The 17260-nt window shown below is 58.4% G+C and carries 17 protein-coding genes and 3 pseudogenes; 6 read left to right on the forward strand and 14 right to left on the reverse strand.

The window, feature by feature from the left end:
- Positions 1–63 precede the first annotated feature (63 nt).
- Positions 64–387 (reverse strand): annotated as a pseudogene (locus tag G7020_RS17115) (MFS transporter); the annotation flags it as partial.
- On the opposite strand from G7020_RS17115, the pseudogene G7020_RS24305 reads away from it, so the two are divergent.
- From G7020_RS24305 to G7020_RS17130, 4 genes and pseudogenes are all read left to right on the forward strand, one after another.
- Positions 355–554, forward strand: a pseudogene (locus G7020_RS24305) (disulfide bond formation protein B); the annotation flags it as partial. The pseudogenes G7020_RS17115 and G7020_RS24305 sit on opposite strands and share 33 nt — an antisense overlap.
- Before the next feature lie 369 nt (positions 555–923).
- Positions 924–2387, forward strand: a complete 1464-nt coding sequence (gene lnt, locus G7020_RS17120) for an apolipoprotein N-acyltransferase (RefSeq protein ID WP_080573168.1) — start codon at positions 924–926, stop codon at positions 2385–2387.
- A gap of 391 nt (positions 2388–2778) precedes the next feature.
- The gene (locus tag G7020_RS17125) at positions 2779–3969 is read left to right on the forward strand and encodes a protein-disulfide reductase DsbD family protein (protein ID WP_036998033.1); all 1191 of its coding nucleotides are present in this window, start codon (positions 2779–2781) and stop codon (positions 3967–3969) included.
- A 16-nt stretch (positions 3970–3985) separates the two neighbouring features.
- On the forward strand, positions 3986–4570 hold the full coding sequence (locus tag G7020_RS17130; RefSeq protein WP_003291224.1) for a protein-disulfide reductase DsbD domain-containing protein: 585 nt from the start codon (positions 3986–3988) through the stop codon (positions 4568–4570).
- A gap of 156 nt (positions 4571–4726) precedes the next feature.
- Here G7020_RS17130 and G7020_RS17135 read toward each other — a convergent pair whose 3' ends face one another.
- The 6 genes from G7020_RS17135 to cadR all read right to left on the reverse strand — a co-directional run bounded on the left by G7020_RS17135 (position 4727) and on the right by cadR (position 9101).
- Positions 4727–5974, reverse strand: a complete 1248-nt coding sequence (locus G7020_RS17135; protein ID WP_100209453.1) for a cytochrome P450 — start codon at positions 5972–5974, stop codon at positions 4727–4729.
- A gap of 28 nt (positions 5975–6002) precedes the next feature.
- Positions 6003–6914 carry a sterol desaturase family protein gene (locus G7020_RS17140; protein ID WP_003291227.1) on the reverse strand — a complete coding sequence of 304 codons (912 nt, stop codon included), beginning with the start codon at positions 6912–6914 and terminating at the stop codon, positions 6003–6005.
- A gap of 68 nt (positions 6915–6982) precedes the next feature.
- Positions 6983–7735 (reverse strand): helix-turn-helix transcriptional regulator, encoded by a 753-nt coding sequence (locus G7020_RS17145; RefSeq protein ID WP_169338845.1) that lies wholly within the window; start codon positions 7733–7735, stop codon positions 6983–6985.
- Complete coding sequence (lspA, locus tag G7020_RS17150; protein WP_003291516.1) at positions 7732–8244, reverse strand: signal peptidase II; 513 nt, start codon at positions 8242–8244, stop codon at positions 7732–7734. The genes G7020_RS17145 and lspA overlap by 4 nt, the downstream gene beginning before the upstream one ends.
- The gene (locus G7020_RS17155; protein WP_003291514.1) at positions 8241–8588 is read right to left on the reverse strand and encodes a DUF3703 domain-containing protein; all 348 of its coding nucleotides are present in this window, start codon (positions 8586–8588) and stop codon (positions 8241–8243) included. The genes lspA and G7020_RS17155 overlap by 4 nt, the downstream gene beginning before the upstream one ends.
- A gap of 105 nt (positions 8589–8693) precedes the next feature.
- The gene (gene cadR, locus G7020_RS17160) at positions 8694–9101 is read right to left on the reverse strand and encodes a Cd(II)/Pb(II)-responsive transcriptional regulator (protein ID WP_003291512.1); all 408 of its coding nucleotides are present in this window, start codon (positions 9099–9101) and stop codon (positions 8694–8696) included.
- A 101-nt stretch (positions 9102–9202) separates the two neighbouring features.
- Here cadR and G7020_RS17165 point away from each other — a divergent pair, with 101 nt between their 5' ends.
- Both G7020_RS17165 and G7020_RS17170 read left to right on the forward strand, forming a co-directional pair.
- Positions 9203–10096 (forward strand): cation transporter, encoded by an 894-nt coding sequence (locus tag G7020_RS17165; protein ID WP_180983607.1) that lies wholly within the window; start codon positions 9203–9205, stop codon positions 10094–10096.
- 50 nt (positions 10097–10146) lie between these two features.
- On the forward strand, positions 10147–10443 hold the full coding sequence (locus tag G7020_RS17170) for a hypothetical protein (RefSeq protein ID WP_003291510.1): 297 nt from the start codon (positions 10147–10149) through the stop codon (positions 10441–10443).
- Between the two features lie 91 nt (positions 10444–10534).
- Here G7020_RS17170 and G7020_RS17175 read toward each other — a convergent pair whose 3' ends face one another.
- The 7 genes and pseudogenes from G7020_RS17175 to G7020_RS17205 form a co-directional block, all read right to left on the reverse strand.
- Positions 10535–11095, reverse strand: a complete 561-nt coding sequence (locus G7020_RS17175) for an RNA polymerase sigma factor (RefSeq protein ID WP_036998089.1) — start codon at positions 11093–11095, stop codon at positions 10535–10537.
- 144 nt (positions 11096–11239) lie between these two features.
- On the reverse strand, positions 11240–12910 hold the full coding sequence (merA, locus tag G7020_RS17180) for a mercury(II) reductase (RefSeq protein ID WP_003291508.1): 1671 nt from the start codon (positions 12908–12910) through the stop codon (positions 11240–11242).
- Entirely contained in the window at positions 12910–13158 is a 249-nt protein-coding gene (gene merF / locus G7020_RS17185; protein ID WP_181086364.1) for a mercury resistance system transport protein MerF, read from the reverse strand. The genes merA and merF overlap by 1 nt, the downstream gene beginning before the upstream one ends.
- Positions 13155–13601: pseudogene (locus G7020_RS17190) on the reverse strand (DDE-type integrase/transposase/recombinase); the annotation flags it as partial. The pseudogene G7020_RS17190 and the gene merF, both read right to left, overlap by 4 nt.
- 234 nt (positions 13602–13835) lie before the next feature.
- The gene (locus G7020_RS17195; protein WP_003291505.1) at positions 13836–14663 is read right to left on the reverse strand and encodes a DUF932 domain-containing protein; all 828 of its coding nucleotides are present in this window, start codon (positions 14661–14663) and stop codon (positions 13836–13838) included.
- A 182-nt stretch (positions 14664–14845) separates the two neighbouring features.
- Positions 14846–15730: a DUF3577 domain-containing protein gene (locus G7020_RS17200; protein ID WP_181086365.1), complete on the reverse strand. Its 885-nt coding sequence runs from the start codon at positions 15728–15730 to the stop codon at positions 14846–14848.
- Positions 15731–16270: 540 nt separating this feature from the next.
- The coding region (locus G7020_RS17205) for a transposase (RefSeq protein WP_181086366.1) at positions 16271–17260 on the reverse strand (990 nt) is incomplete at its 5' end.

Here is a 17260-nt window from a genome sequence, read left to right on the forward strand (position 1 = left end):
CGGCTCTGCGTTATTGACCTTATAGTGTCTATAAGGCTTTTAATGATCCCATCTTCGATTTCAAGCCAACACCAAATCGGCCAGAATCAACAGCAGCAGACCGACACTCAGCAATGCGGTGCGACTGACGCGATCGGACCATTTTCCTACTGGATAGACAGACAGCATGTAGAACCCCGCCATTACGACCATAACCAAGGGCACCCAGGTGGCGGAGAATCCTAATTGTTGCGCGCGCAATACAAGAAATGCCTCGCTGAAACGTGCCAGCGTGAGTATTGCGCCTATCCCCGCGACCCACCAATGCGCTGTTGAAAACTGTCTCAGGGAGCTGAGGCGGATAGGCGAGCGAAAATGATGGGTGCCTGGCTTGTGCCACTGGTTTCGGCCCTCTCGGTGCTGTTCATCGGCGAGGTAATAGCGAGGCATCTAGTGGTGTTGTGCTGGTTCCAGCGCGCCTTCATGTTTTCGCTGGGGGTGTAGTGGTCAACTAATCCTGCCATCGCCTGTAGCCGCTCGGTTTTAGAGCGTGGCATCATGCCCTACCGCTAACACGCTAACCGCTATCGGTGCGGCGCTGGCACGTCGCGCCTTTGGTTTTCATGGCAGCTTCGTCCTGTTCATTTGGTATCAGCGAGCTTGGAGGGCGGTATTGCAAGGCTGTTTCTCATAATCATTGTCTTGCTGCTGAATACGAAGCAGCAGCTCCCAGCTTACGGCGCACCGAGTCGAGTCCAGAAGCATTCAGTTTGCCACCCTGGTCAGCCCGCGGAATGGAGTGATGGAATTGAATTGAGCGGAGCAAGAAAGCATGAGCCACAGGGTTGATCTTGATTTCGGAGGCGAGAGCATTGGGTGATAAGTGCGCGCTACCCTTCGACCTATCCACGGGAATGCGCTACAAGACTCTTCTAACGAGGGTGATGGCTTTGCTTGCCGGAGGCACCATGCCGCTTGCCTTTGCCCCTGTGGGCTGGGCATGGCTTGCGGTGGTCGCTCTGGCCGCATTGTTTGCCCTGACCGCGCAACCTTCAAGGCGTCAGGCGCTATGGTCGGCCTACCTCTTTGGCATTGGTTACTTCGGCGTAGGTGTCTCCTGGGTCTTCGTCAGCATTAGCCAGTACGGCAATGGCCCCGTGGTGGGGATGTTAGCTACAGCAGCCTTTGTCTCGCTGCTCGCCCTCTTTCCATGGGGCGTCGCGTATCTCGTACGCCGCCTGCACCCTGAGATGGGTGCGACGGCGCTCTGGCTAGGGCTACCAGCGGCATGGGTTTTGAGTGAATGGATGCGCACTTGGTTCTTAACCGGCTTTCCCTGGCTCTTTATCGGCTACAGCCAGACAGACACCACACTCGCAACTATCGCGCCTGTCTTTGGTGTGCTTGGCGTGAGTTTTCTGGTGGCCTTGCTCGCTGGCGGGCTGGCGTGGGTTATTTTAGGTCCAAGCCTGCGCCGTGCAGCGGTAGCCGGTGCCGTGTTAACCGCTACTCTCGCCAGCTTGCAGTTCCTGGATCGTGAGTGGACGCAGCCAGTCGCTGACCCTATCAATATTGCCCTCTTGCAAGGAAACATCGCGCAAGACAGAAAATGGGACCCGGATTCCCGCGGAATCACGCTTGACCGTTATCAGGCGCTTACGAAGCAGCATCTCGGGGCCGACATTGTGATTTGGCCAGAAGCGGCAATCCCTATGTGGCATGACCAGGCTAGAGAATATCTTGCTGAGCTCGAGGCGTTAGCCGATCAGGCCGGCACCTCGTTAATGATTGGCGTCCCGATACGCGAGGCGGACGGTCGCACCTACAATGCGGTGATAAGCCTCTCAGATCCCGCAAGGCCCTACTACAAACGCCACCTGGTGCCATTCGGTGAATATGTTCCGCTCCGGGACTTCTTGGGTTCGGCCCTCGATGTGCTTGGGGCGCCCATGTCCGATTTCACACCAGGACGGGAAGCGCACGTCCTTAACGCAGCGGGTGTGCCCGTCGGGGCACTCATCTGCTACGAGGCGGTCTTTGGTGCTGAAGTCACGGAACTTCTGCCCGAAGCGCAATTGCTGGTGAATGTCAGCAATGATGCCTGGTTCGGCAGCTCGATGGGCCCTTTCCAGCACTTCCAGATGGTTCGCATGCGTGCCATCGAAACCGGACGTGACCTACTGCGAGCCACGAACACCGGCATCACAGCAGCTGTCAGCTACGAAGGAAAGGTCCTTACGCGTGCTCCTCAATTCCGCGTAGCCACCCTCAGTGCCGAAGTGACCCCCAGAACTGGCGCGACCCCTTATGTGCGCTGGCGGGATTGGCCTGTCCTTGGCGTGATCTCTCTCGGACTCGGCTTGCTCCTGCTTCGTCGAATTCGCCAATATCATCGGTTGGGTACATGAAGCTCGCCACTCTATCTCGGTGCGTGCAGCTGCTCGTTGAGCGACTGTGGGCCTCAACGTGAACGGACTTACATTTAATTATTGCCTCGTCGTATGAAAACGGGAAACCGTTAGATTTTTAGCGTACCCAGAGTGGCTAACCAAGCTTCTGCCTCGCCTGTGTAAATTCTTTAATGTCATTTTAGCTCTGCGTGATGCCTGAAGCCTGAAGCCGATGCGATAATGGTTCCGATAGCTGACGTTTGCCAGCAACTCAGAGGGCGGCGTCTATATGGAGATGAGATATGAGCACTCAAAAAATCTGCTGTTTAAGGATGCAAGCGGCCAATGGCGGGGGCAGACCGGAGTTTCCAGTCAGGAGGCGTGGGAAGGGGCTGGGAATAGCTGAGTGATGGATCAAATGTCCTCTCTACTCATCGCCGGCCAGCTATTAATGGCGACCGTGGCAGGTTTGCTGCTCAACCTGACGCCCTGCGTTTTGCCCGCGATTCCTATTAAGGTCCGGACAATCTTACGAGAGGCGGGCAGCCAACGATCGCACCGCGTGCTGGCCGCATTGGCGTTCACTGCAGGAACACTCGCATTTTTCTTGACGCTGGGCGGACTAACCGCACTTCTGCAGTGGAGCTGGGGCACTTTGTTTCAGTCCGCAGTGTTCGTTGGTGTCCTTGTTGCCTTGTTGGTCGGGTTTGCGGTGGTCACCTGGCTGGATCTGCCCATCCCGATCCCAGCGTTCGCCGCCTCGGCCCATGGCCGGCGTTACTTTGAGGCATTCGTGTCGGGGTTATTGAGTGCAATTTTGGCCGCTCCCTGCGCGGGTCCTTTCCTAGGCGGAGTCCTAGCCTTTGCCGTCACCCAGCCGGCGCCGGTAATTATGGGGATATTCGGCAGTATCGGGCTGGGGTTGTCGCTGCCCTACGCAGCATTGATGCTCAAACCCGAGTGGCTGAGCCGGTTGCCCAAGGCGGGGCCCTGGACCCTGGCCATTCGAGAAGTGCTCGCGTTGGTCTTGCTGGCCGCAGCCGTCTTCTTCAGCGCGAGCCTGGTGCCCAAAGCGGTTTATCCCTGGCTATGGTGGTCTTGGCTGGCACTGGTGCTGGCGTGGGGAGCCCGCCGTTTCGTCCAGGGTAATGGTACCGTGCGTGTGATTACCACAACGGCGGCAGGCCTTGCCCTTGCGATGACTGTGGAATTCGCATCCCCGCTGGGCAGCAGCGAAGATAAATTCGTCTGGCAACCCTACTCCGCAAAACTACTGACGGAGACAAAAGCCCGGGGCACACCCTATTTGCTGGAGTTCACCGCCGACTGGTGCATCAACTGCAAGATACTTGAGCGCACGGTCTACCAGGAGCCCACCGTGGCCAAAGCCGTGCGGCGCACCCAGATGGTGCCTATACAAGTTGACGTGACAGCGAGCAATCCTGAAAAAGATGCGCTATTAACTGCGATCGGCGGGCAGGCCTTACCCTTCGCAGTGGTCGTTGACCGTGACGGCACCGTTATCGCCCGTTTCACGGGGCTTTTTGACACCGACAGCTTGGTCGAAGCTATCAATCGCACCGGAAACCCACAACCTTAGATACTGGAGACCAATTATGGTGATTCGACACAAAGGATTGCTGGCTGGAGTAGTGGTTTTTCTGATCGCGATCGCTGCGTTCATGTTTATCGACACCAACGGAAACAACCTCGACGCTGCCCAGACTGAACGTGCCGGTCTTGAAGCCCCGGTTCCGGCCCGAACAGGGTTGGCAAATTCAGCTGATAAGGTCCGCCTCACTCTTTCGAACGGCGACGCAGCAATGGCGGGAAAGACGGGTGATTTCGTTTTAACACTGAACATTGAACCGGGCTGGCACGTGAATGCAAACCCGGCCTCCATAGAGTTCCTGATTCCCACCGTCGTCAGTTCTTCAGTCAACGGCCAGGCGCTTGAAATCCCGACGCAGTACCCGCGCGGCCGGCTCAGCGACATTGTGCTGGGTGACACCGCCCTTGAGGTGTATGACGACGGTGCAAGTATTCGGCTGCGGCCCGACGAAAAACAGACCGCCGTGCTGGAAAAGGTAGGCAGGCTCGAAATGATTGTACGGGTGCAAGCCTGCAGTGACGAGGGCGTTTGCCTGGCGCCGACTGACCTGCCTGTTGCGCTGAATCTGGACGATACCAGCCGACAATAAGTCATAACGCCCTTCGGAAGTGACGCAACTGGGGGAGTGACTGTGAACAGTTTATTCTGAGTATCCCGATTGCCGAGGTTGCTCTGTGCAGCTTAACGCCATGCCCCACCATTCATATCTGGGGATGGGCGAGACTCGCTTCGTTAAACGGCAAACTTATGTTGTAATTTGCACATTCCGCATGACGAAGTGGCTTCGGGGAAGTGCCGGCATTCTGTCCCAGGTAATCGATAAATCTTGTTCGGGAATCTCGTATTGGAGCGAGCGAGCCAGAAAGCGGGCCGCAACGCTCATCAATGCGACGGCAACGCCTTCTCCTGGACAGCGATGGTTAACATGCGGGTCGCCTGGTCCTTGCGGGATGAAGCAGTATAGCGACGGAAAGTCGGACCGAAAACGCTCAGGCTTGAAGTCATCTGCGTCCTCCCAGAGGCGGGAATCATGATTGGTTCCGTATAAATCCAATAGAACCAGAGTGTCCTTTCCGAAGGCATATCCTTCCCATAGAAAATCTTCTCTCACGCGAGCGCTGACCGCTGGGAAGAACGGATAAAAGCGCCGCACTTCCTGCACAAAGCAACGAACATAATTTTCATTCCCCGATTGCAGGTTCTTCAGACAACCCGGATGTTTGTGCAGCGCTAGCGCTGCAAAGGTTATGAATACCGAGACGGCTACCGTCGGCCGTAGCAAATTCAGCAGTTCCACTGATGCGGTATGTAGGTCCAACGGCTGTCCCTGCTGATCCTTGTAATGGGCGATGCGCTCAAGAGGCGATTGCTCTGGTGTAGGGAGAGCAGCACGAGTGGGTTCAATGAGCTCTGCCGCCCACTGTTCCAATCGGCGACGCGCCCGTCGTGCCTGCCAGTGCTGGAGACCGATCGCGCCGGCGTGCTCATAAAGTGCTGCAAGATCTTGAGTCCATTGCTGAACATCTCTTTCAGCGAGTGGAGTACCGGCCCATTCGCACACGGTGCGGCACAAAATTTCGCGAGCAATATCGTAGAGGACGATTGACTCACCGGGACGCCAAGTTTGCGCATACTCTCGCCAACGAACCTCGCTCAACTCAGCTAATTTCTGCACGCTACCGGCTGTGAGCACTCCCATGAAGAGGGCCTTTCGGTGACGATGCGCATCACCGTCCAAACCTTGAACTCCGCCTTGACCGAATAAGGTCTTTTGCAGTCGCTTGGGCGCAGCGTTCTGGCGAACAAATCGGTCAGGATCGCAGATCAAACGAGCCGCTTTGGCACCTGTTAGGCACAGAGTTTTCTGTAACATCAAGCGAGTTTGAAACACAGGCGATTGATGAAACTGACTGCGCGCGGAGATAAATCGATAGGGATCTCGCAAGAATGCACAAGTACTATCCAATCCGGTGTCACGCGGTATATTTGGCATCGCTTTCTCCGTTGAGATTCCACCCGTTCTAGCTACGTGTTGCGCTTTCATCCTGCTGTGAAGATTTGTGACCGGCCGGGTAAGCAGATGTTGGACGAAGAGGATCAATAAATTGCCCGAAATAATTTCTGGGGTAGTCCTTTTCATGCAACCCAACGTCAGCGTCGCCCAGCTTCCCGGCGCTGTCGTAGAAGGTTCCGAACATCCGATCCCACAGGGTTGAAAACTCACCGAAGTTGACCTGGGCATCTTCGAAGTCGCGCTTATGGTGCCAACGATGGACCTCAGCAACCCCGAGCACATGCCGCAGCCAACCCACGCTGTAGTCCAGGTTCGCATGCTGAAAGGCCAGATGGACGGTTAGGATGCCGAACCACGTTGCGACTACGGCAGGCGGAGCTCCAGATATGAGCAAAACCACCAGCCCCGGCCCGGCCATCAACGCCGCATGCAGAGGATGTCGGCGTTCTCCGTTCATCCAGTAGAGCCGCTCAGCGCTGTGATGGATCTTGTGAAAGCGCCACAACCAATGCACGCGGTGGCTGATGCGGTGCATCACATACAGGCTCAAATCGAGCACGGCGGCGACTAGTAGCAATTGCAACCACAATGGGCTCTCGATCGGGAAGAGCCGAATCGAAGCCGGTACCGCATCGCCTAACTCGGCCAGGAACTCCGCAGTGAATTGAATGACAGACAGGTTCACCAGCATGTGCAGCAGATCCGTCAGGGTGTCCTGATGATCTTCCAGCCAGGCTCGCCGAAAAGGCTGGATGCGCTCCAAGCCAGCAATGAGTAGCATCCCCGCCGCGGAGACTATGAGGGTGGTGGGCCAATACGGTATTCCTGCATACAGTGCCCAGACCATGAAGGCGGTACAACTGCCAAACACTAGTGGATAGCTCAGCCACCGGATGGCGAATCGCAGGGAGATAGACATCGCTCAGCTCCTGAAGAGGGAGCCATGACTGTATGTGGGATGGTCCGTTTTCAGCTTGAACGAAAGAGCTACGATTCCTGAAGATCGACTTCAGCCAGGGCGGAGGAAGGATCGATGCCCAGTAGCGCCTTAAATGTCCGGGAGAAATGCGACGAGTCAGAAAAGCCCGCCTCATGGGCCGCTTCGATGAGCAGCCCCCCTTTGGCTAGATGCTGTAGGGCTTGTGTGAGACGTAACCATTTCGCATAGCTGCGCAGCGGCAAGCCTGTCTGTTCCACGAACCAATGGGAAAATCGTGTAGGAGACAAATGCACCAACTCGGCCATTCCGTCGCGTCCCATTTGACCTCTACGCAGCGCCTCTATCACCTTGGTCAAGCGAGGATCTGGAATCGGTGGATCGGGTAGCCGCAGTGCCTGACGCACCCCCGCCCTAACCTGGAGTGCGGTGTGTCCTGTCTCGCGCAGCACGTCGATAATCGCCAATACGTCCGTCGGGGCGATCACAATCACTCTCGCTTCTTCGGTACCCCGCATACGCATAGTTGGGGCTTCATCGGATAGTGCATCCAGATAGATCGACAGAACTCGTCCAGCACTAAGTCGGTGTTTCAGGCCCGCGGCTATGAAGATGGCTGCCCCTGTTTGAATGCCCAACGGGGTTTCAACCGATACAGGTGAGTCGAGGCCCACTGAAATCTGATGCGCCTGATGGTGGTGCCACTCCTGGGGGCCGGCACGGCCATGAAAGATGCCGATGCCGGGCCCTACCCAGGCCTTGCCTGTCCAGCGCACCGTATCCGTTGAGGGCGAGCCTTTCATTCTTTGACTCGGCCAGCTTCCGCATTTGGGCTCAGCAAACTGCTCAGGATCAACATGGCGGCACCACCGACGATACTAGTATCTGCCAGGTTAAACGCAGGCCAATGCCAGGACTGCCAGTAAAAATCCAAGTAGTCGATTACATGGCCTCGAAATGCGCGATCAATCAGATTCCCAACTGCCCCGCCCAAGATAAGGCTATAGCCTAAGGCTTCGCTGTTGGCTCTGGTTTTACGCAATACCAGAGCCAGCACCATCGAAACGACCAGAGCTATAACGATGAAGAAGTAACGCTGCCAACCGCCCGCGTCAGCCAGGAAGCTGAACGCTGCACCGGTATTCCAGAAATGAACCAGATTGAAAAACGGGGTGAGAGGAGTCACGGTGCCGACCGGGAGCGAACCCGTGATTGCGCTCTTCAACGCTTGGTCGGCCGAGGCAATGGTCAGCGATAGCATCCACCAGAACCAGGGAGCAACAAAAAGTAACCTTCTAGGAGACGAGCTCATCGCGTTTCTCCTTGAAGAAGTCTCTGCAGCTCCGGTGAGATGGGCATCGGCGCAAAAGCACTGACCCTGGCGCGTCCGCTGTTTCCGAGCGGCACCCAGATCTTCGAGAACAGCAGGGCCGCTATGATTCGCGGTACTTGGCTGAGCACCTCCCGAAAGTCGCGCAACTGCCAGCCAGCCCTTAGCATCAGCCAATGGCTCTGAGCATGAAGAATAGGCATTCGCTGGTTCAATATGTGGGCTCGCTCCAGCCAGGAGAAAGCCTCGGTTGGCGTCTGTTCTTTGAGTGCTTTCCTCGCTTGGTAGAAGGCCTCATCGATGGCAATGCGGAGAGCGGTATTCATCTGGATCTCACTTACGCAGCAGATGGCCTAAGTGAACACCCTATAGCCGCTATAGGGTCAAGCGCTATGGATTGAGGCGACGCGAAAAATGACTTGAAGCCGAAATCATAAAAGAGGTTTGTCGCCCCCCAGCAGGCCCGAAAGTATCCCGCAGTCCAGGCTTTGTCGTCCGTTATCGCAGCAGCCCCGCAACGTCACCAGTTGGCTTTCCAAGACCTGCAAGGACGCAATCTGGTTCCTGACCTGGGTGATATGTCTATCAAGGAGCTCATTGACCGCAACGCAGGGTTGCTGCGGCTGTTCTTGGTAGCTCTGCAAAACACCAATTTCTTCCAGTGACATGCCAAAAGAGCGGCATCGACGAATGAACAGCAGTTTGTCCGCATGGTCTGCTTTATAGGTTCGATAGCCATTGTCCTCACGATTAGGCGGTGGAAGCAGCCCCTGACGTTCATAAAAACGAATCGTCTGAATGTCCACCCCAGCCTGCTGTGCAAGTTGGCCGATGCGCATGGTCTGTCCCTTGGTAAAAGGGCCAGTATATCCAGGCTTGACCCTATAGCTACTACATGGTTTTTAATCGGTAGCATTAAGTCCTATAGGAGAGGCGAATCATGAGTTCTTGTGATACATCCCGTGGCTGTGGCCCTGAGGCGGCAACCACTGAAGCGGCAACCGCGCCTTCGAAGGAAGGAACCTGGGTCAGCAGTTTTTCTGTGCCCAAGATGGATTGCCCTTCAGAAGAGCGAATGATTCGGCTCGCGCTCAATGGCTTGCCTGAGCTCAATTCGTTGTCCTTTGATCTGAGCAGCAGACAGGTACGCGCTTTCCATGACGGTCCGGTTGACCAAATCGCGACCAAGCTGGAGTCGCTTGGTTTAGGGGCAACGCTTCTCGGCACTCAACCGGCCAGCCAGGAAGCAGCTTCGACCAATAGCGCCAGTGAAGAGCTGACTGCTTCCAAGGAGGCCGGCACGCTCAAAATCCTGCTCGGTATCAATGCCGCGATGTTTGTCATCGAGTTGGGCGCGGGCTTGATCGCTCAGTCGACGGGCCTGATCGCCGACTCGCTGGACATGTTTGCTGATGCAGCCGTCTATGGCCTGGCTCTCTTTGCGGTCGGTCGAGCTGCGCAGCTGCAGGTTCGCGCTGCGCACCTGGCGGGTATCGTCCAGATCGTATTGGCTCTGGGGGTACTCGTGGAGGTGGTTAGACGCTTCATGTATGGCAGCGAACCTGAGTCGATGCTGATGATGGGGATTGGCTTATTTGCACTCGTCGCGAACGTCAGCTGTCTGTTGATGATCTATGGCCATCGCGAAGGCGGTGCACACATGAAAGCGAGTTGGATTTTTTCGGCCAACGATGTGATCGCGAATATTGGCGTTATTGCCGCAGGTGCTTTGGTTGCGTGGACCGGTTCTCCCTATCCAGATTTGGTGATTGGTACGGTCGTTGGTCTCATCGTGCTGAACGGTGCGCGCCGAATTCTGGCATTGAAAGCCTGACCAGCCGAATCGACAACGCCCCTCATTTCCCAAACGGAGACGCGTAGCTTGTGACTGACGTTGAGACAACAGAGATAGAACAGTTGATGTCTAGATTGGACGGCAAAATTGCCGAAGGGCATGCCGCCCAGAGTCGCGATGCTGCTTATGCCGTCTATGTGAAGCTCGCGTCGCTTCGTGAACAGCTCCCAGCCCAGCCTGATGTCAGTAAACCCCTCACAGAAGCCGGGGTGGAGAAGGCCTTGGAGCAAGCCAGCCAGAAGGCCTGGCGACTCTATGAGGCCTTTCACCTTGAAGTGCAGTATGACTTGGAATGGGCGAGCAGCCGCAGCTACGAAGACGCTTAGAAATTCTTTCTTGAAAGATGAGAAAGCGGCGAATGGGTCACGGGTAAAACCTAGCCTAAACGAATCCATCGCGCCATGAATGAGGTTTCCACTATGCAGCATCGAACTGCACACGCCTCAACGCGGAGCGGGCCCGGTGCAGCAGCACGCGCACGTTGCCGCTGGAGGTCGCCATGCCCTCGGCGATATTGTCGAGTTCCAGGCCCTCCATCTCGCGCAGCCGATAGGCGCGCTGTTGCGCACCCGGCAGCGCGGCGATGGCGCGGCCCAGACACTGGGCCGACTCGGCGGAGCACAACAGCGCTTCCGGCCGCTCCTGATGCCAGGGGCCCGGAGTCGTCGGCCAGGGATCGGCCGCGTCGAAGCGCAGGCTCTTGCCGCTGTCTGCTTCCGGGAACATCGCCGCCCAGGGCACGTAGCGCCGCTCCCGCCGCAGCCGGGCCAGTGCCTGGTTACGCACTATTGCCCAGAGCCATGTCTTGAGGTTGGCCCGCCCTTCGGACCAGGGCAGCGTCCGATAGGCGGCGAGCCAGGCCTCTTGCAACGCATCGTCGGCCCAGGCTTCGCCGACGATGCAGGCAGCCAGCGTCCGTAGTGCTTGATGATGCTCACGCACCAGGGCCGTGAATGCCTCTCGGTCGCCACTACGCAATCGCTCCGCGCTGGCCCCTTCGGTCTGCGTCCCGGCGCCGCAAGCTGTGGTGATGCGGGTGTCCACTCTCCACCTCCTCGGCTGTTGCGATCTCACTGATGCAACAGCCTTGGCTCTCGTCTCCTGGCACGGTCCGGTCTTCCCTTAACCCGCGCAGCAGGACAGTTGCTTCACGTCCTTGGTGAAGGTCTGCGCCGCCAGCTTCAATCCCTCGACCATGGTCAGGTAGGGGAATAGTTGGTCGGCCAGTTCCTGCACCGTCATCCGCGCCCGGATGGCGATGGCAGCGGTCTGGATGATCTCGCCTGCTTCTGGAGTCACCGCTTGCACGCCCAGCAGCCGGCCGGAGCCCGCTTCGGCGACCAGCTTGATGAAACCACGGGTGTCGAAGTTGGCCAGCGCGCGTGGCACGTTGTCCAGGCTCAGCGTGCGACTGTCGGTTTCGAGGCCCGCGTGGTGCGCTTCCACCTCGCTGTAACCGACGGTGGCCACCTGCGGATCGGTGAATACCACGGCCGGCATCGTACCAAGATTGAGTGTCGCCTCGCCGCCAAGCATGTTGATCGCCGCCCGAGTGCCGGCCGCCGCCGCGACATAGACGAACTGCGGCTGGTTGGTGCAGTCACCTGCCGCATAGATATCGGGGGCGCTGCTGCGCATGCCCGTGTCGATCTGGATGCCACCGCGCTGATCCAGGTTCACGCCGGCGCCTTGCAGATTCATGCCTTGGGTATTGGGCGTGCGGCCGGTGGCGACGAGCAGTTGGTCGGCGCGCAGTTCGCCGTGGTTGGTGCTCAATACGAACTCGCCGTCGGCGTAGACCACCTGGCTGGCTTGCGTGTGCTCCAGCACTTCGATGCCCTCCATACGGAAGGCCGCCGTCAGCGCTGCGCCGATGGCTGGGTCTTCGCGGAAGAACAGCGTGTGGCGCGCCAAGATGCTGACCTTGCTGCTCAGGCGGGCGAATGCCTGCGCCAGTTCCAGCGCCACCACCGAGGAACCGATCACGGCCAAACGTTTGGGAGTGCTGTCGCTCACCAGCGCCTCGTCCGAGGTCCAGTAGGGCGTGTTCTTAAGGCCTGGAATCGGCGGAATCGCCGGGCTCGCGCCGGTGGCAATCAGGCAGCGGTCGAAGGCAAGGATGCGCTCGCCGCCCTCGGCCAGTTCCACGCTGAGCGTGCGGCCATCCCTGAAGCGGGCGGTGCCGCGCAGCACGGTGATGGCCGGGGTACACTCCAGGATGCTTTCGTATTTGGCATGGCGCAGCTCGTCGACGCGACCTTGTTGCTGGGCGAGCAGCCGTTCGCGCAGGACGACCGGCGTGGTGGCCGACAGCCCGGCGTCGAACGGACTCTCGCGCCTCAGCTGGGCTACATGGGCGGCGCGAATCATGATCTTGGAGGGCACGCACCCCACGTTGACGCAGGTGCCGCCGATGATGCCGCGCTCGATCAGCGTGACGCGGGCACCACCTTCCGCCGCCTTGAGCGCGGCCGCCATGGCGGCGCCGCCGCTGCCAATGACGGCAACGTGCAGCGATTGCTCATCGCCCGCCTGTGTAGTTTCCCGACCCGACCAGCCCGACGCCTGGTCGAATGGACCGGCAGAGCCGTCGGCGCCCCGCGCGCGATAACCGAGTGCGGTGACCACCGCGATAAGCGGCTCCAAGCCCACATGGCCATCGGTCGCGATCGCTGCCAGCCCCTGCGGATAGGAAACACTCGCCGAGCGCACACCCGCCACCTGCTCCAATGCCTGTTTGACGTGCTCCGTGCACGATCCGCAGGTCATGCCCTCCACCTGGAGTTCGATCATCACTTTTCTCCCGTATTCGAATCGGCTGTGCAGCAGGCCTCGGCTTTACGCTTCTTGTGCAGGGCATAAAGGGTCAGCGCAATGAAGGCGCCGAGCGCCGGAAACAGTACGTAGTCCAGGTAGCCTACCCAGGCGGATAGGCCGATTGCTCCAAACAGAACCACCAGCACCGGCGTGAAACAACAGACTGCCGCCACTACCGACCTGAACCGCCCCGCATTCTCCGGAGGCTCTTTGGTGTGAGTCATACCGCTTGGGCAGACTCGATAAATTGCCGATAGTAGATCGCTTCGGCTCCCGCGGGCGGTATGTTCCCGATGGGCGCCAGCAATCGTCGATGGTTGAACCAGTCCACCCATTCCAGCGTTGCCAGTTCCACCGTCTCGCGGCTCTGCCATGACCGCCGGTGGATCACTTCGGCCTTGTACAGCCCGCTGACGGTCTCAGTCAAGGCATTGTCATAGGAGTCGCCGACGCTGCCCACTGACGGCTCAACGCCCGCTTCAGCCAGGCGCTCGGTGTAGCGGGAAACATACTGGGCGCCGCGTCCGCTGTGATGGATGAGGCCACCTTGATCGACTGGGCGACGGGCATACAAGGCCTGCTCCAGCGCATCGAGAACGAAGTCGGTACGGGCCGAACTGGAGACCCGCTAGCCAACGATCCGTCGGGCGAAGCGGTCTATTGAAAATCCCCGCTGCGCGCATCCAGACCGGTCAGCAGTGTGGAGAGTGAGGCGACCAGCAATCACATGCCGCACGCCATGGCCAATGCAAACCGATGTTCCAGCATCTGTGTTTTAGGGCGTGCGGCTGCATGGCTGCTCTCCTTGCGATGGGTGTGAGATTCCTCGGTCCCCGGGGTGCTGAGCACGCATTGAATAGAGAATGGCGGACCACGCCTGAGGGCGAGGTCCGCGTGGCACTTAGGCCTTCAGTTGTTGCATGCCTTCGGCCAGCATCCACAGTGCTCGGTTGAGCCGCAGGTTCTGATCGATGCCTTGGACTGGCCGGGTGCTCTGGCGGCGGCCATGGGCGCTGCGCCCGTTCAAACCGCCTTTGAGGAGGTTTTCCTGAATACGATTGAACGTGGACCACAGGTCACTGCCACCGTCGCCGAAGCGGCGAGGCATCAGTATCTGAGCCTCGGTGACTGGCGTCGCCTTGTTCGGCGCGTCGTACTTGAGCGCCAATGCAGAGCGGGCCAGTAGTTCCTGCTCGCCTTCGTCCAGGGTGATGAGGCGCATCGCGTCGCGAGACTCCTGCACTTGTTCGAAGCTGTGTAAGACCTCATAGGCACCTTCGATTACGTGCTCGGCGACATTGCCTTTGTGATGTACGCGGACATCGGCGAGGGTGTTACCGCAGACCAAGCCGTTGTGGCAGACGAACCTGAACATACCGGCCAGCATCTGGTAACTGCTGGTGCCGTCGTGCGAGTTTAGGAGGATGATTTCATTCGCTTCGTTGCCGTTGATCTGGCTGGCGTGGCGAAGGCGAACCATGTGCTTAGTGAATTCGCGGCGGTCCTCGTGGCGCACGCGGGTTTGGCACACCATGAAAGGTTGGAAACCCTCTCCGCGCAGTTCGGTGAGCACCGAGGCGGTGGGAATGTAGCTGTATCGCTCGGATCGGCTTTCATGCGGGTTTTCCGCGAAGATCGACGGTACCACTGCGCGAATCTGATCATCGGAAAGTGGATGGTCAGAGCGCAGTATTGGCGAGCGCGAAGCGAAACGAGAGGCGAGTTGCATGGCCGTTCTCCTTGAGAAATGCGGCAATCACATGCGGGTTGGAAGGCCGGCACGTCTGATTGCATGGGATAAAGAAAGCCCCAAGATGGGCGATAACGGGAGGTAAGCTGCGCATGCCGCCGACACCGAGGTGCCGGGGCATGGAAGGTGCGGGACGCGTGCCCTAGGTTAGGCCCAGTGGGTCAGAACGAAGCCACCCGCGCGGGCTCCTCGACAGGGGCCAAAATGAGGGCAGTGGGTTGTGGGCCACCGTTGTCGTCCTCGGCGAGAACCGTCTTGTCGGACGCGTGAACGTCTTCGGGAGCGGGGGCTTCGGGCTCTAGCGGATAGACCTTTTCGCCGTCGACTTTGATCAGGCTGACGCGAACCAGCTTCGACTTCAGGCTTCCGCTCACTTCACCAGCATGCTCGCCTTTGGTACGGACGTAGGCATCCGCCTTCATGTCGTTGAGCGTGAAGGCAAGCAGCACCTTCTTCTTCGCTTCAACGGCCTGAATGCAGCGCTGCACTAGGTGCTGGGCGCTGTCGTCGGCGACGGTGGTCTCGATATAGCGATATTCAGGATCGCCAACCGGGCCGGCCAAGGCTGCGATTGAGCACGACAGAAATGGATCACCGCCGTTTGGAATTATCCTGGGATTGTTCAAGTATCCGATACCGCGGGTATGCAGCTCGTAATACTCCATTTCGTCCAAGGCGCTGCGCTCCAGTAACTCGGCCTTGAGTAGCCGGGCCTTCATGCTGGCAGCTGGATCGCCCGAAAGCCGACGGAATGGATCGATCCACAGATCTCCTAGACGAAAGCTGACCAGCGGCCGCTGCTGGGGATCATCAATACCGATGTAGGACTGGACGAGTTGCTTGGCTTCAGCGCCGGAAACCCGCACATCAAAGTAACGCCGGGTCGGGTTAGTGGCAGGCCCGACGAGAGCCGCCACAGTGCATGCGAGAAATGGCACAGCCTTCCGACCGCCCTTTACAGGTACTTCGCGGACGCGCTGGATGTATCCGATACCCGAGGTGTGGATGTCGAAGTACGACTTCGGGTTGGAAGTAGTGCTGGTCATGGTGAATCTCCATTGACTTGGGAACAAGAAAGCGAAGACACACCGACCCAATGCGGAGGTGCGTAACCCCGCGGTGGGTTGAGGACATCTGCATCCACCACCGGAGATCCGGTAGTTGTTCGCGTGAGGGATGCGGTGCGAACGGAGTCGGTCACACGGAAAACCGTGGGCAACCTTTAAGACCGAGGCGGCCTGGCATGTCGCTGACGACGTCAGCGGAACATGTGGTGAGCCTGGTGCTATGCGAATCTCGCGGCCAGGAGGAATCGGCTACTGCTGGTGACCTTATTAGTCACTCGCCGCAATAGGAGATGATGGGCTTGGTGCTTGTTGATTGTGTTTTTTCAGTCAATCGGCAGTCGTGACCGGCTGCAGTCGGCCGATTCTGTTGAAAAAGTAGGTTTAGCGGCGGCCTGCAGATCAGGTGTGCCTGCTGTCGAAGTGGCTGCAAGCCACTTCAGTTGCCTTTCGGCGTTTCGCTGAGCGTCCTTGCTCAGGCCCGAGGGTTAATTTGAAGGTTTCTGCTCTCAGCAGGCGTACCTATCCCGTGAGCGGTGGCCCTTGAGGCAAAAGCTTGGCCATGCGTCGCAGGTTCTGCACCGCCGCCGCCAAAGTGAATTCGTCAGTGGCACCTGTCAGGCCGCGCAGTCGTAAACGATCGAGTTTCATGATCCGTTTGAGGTGGGCGAACAGCATCTCCACCTTCTTTCGTTCGCAGCGAGAGACGAGGTATTCCGGTGTCTTGGCGATGCGCCTGGCCACATCGCGGGCAGCCTCATGGATACTGCGGACGATCTTCCGATTCGGCGTGTTGGGGCAGCATTTCGCTTTCAGCGGACAGGTAGTGCAGTCGGTTTGGCTGGAGCGATAAATGATGGTGTTGGCCTTGGTCACCCGCGATCTTTTCTGGGTGAAGGCGCGCCACTCACTGCGTAGTGGTTTGCCGGCTGGGCAGCGGTATTCATTGGCCTCCTGGTTCCAGTGGAAGTCGTTACTGGAGAGGCTGTCGTCCTTGCGCTCAGTCTTGTCCCACACCGGCACATGCGGCTCGATGTCCTTTTCTTCGACCATCCAGGCCAGCATCGGGGCGGTGCCATAAGCGGTATCGCCGATAAGGCGTTCCGGTGTGAGATCGAACTGAGCTTTGACACGCTCGACCATCGTCCTAGTCGAATCGACTTCGGCGGTACGGTGCGCCGGGGTAGCTTCCACGTCCATGATCACACCGTGCTCAGTGTCGATCAGGTAATTCGTGGAGTAGGCAAAAAAGGCCGGCCCACCTGGCGCTGCTGTCCAACGGGACTGAGGATCTGTGAGCGAAATTTTCTTGGGAAGAGCCTCAGCCAGCGCCTCTTCATCAAGGGCTTCGAGGTACTCGCGCACTGCGCGGCTGCTGAGCTTTGGATCGTTCCAATCGACCTCATCTCCCGCCACCCCACGTTGCCGGCTGGCATCCGCCTTGATGATGCTGGCGTCGACGGCGAAACCTTCACCCTTGACTAGGCCGGCTGCCATGCAGCGCCGCAGCAC

The organism is Stutzerimonas stutzeri, assembly GCF_013522825.1.
GTDB lineage: Bacteria > Pseudomonadota > Gammaproteobacteria > Pseudomonadales > Pseudomonadaceae > Stutzerimonas > Stutzerimonas stutzeri_AK.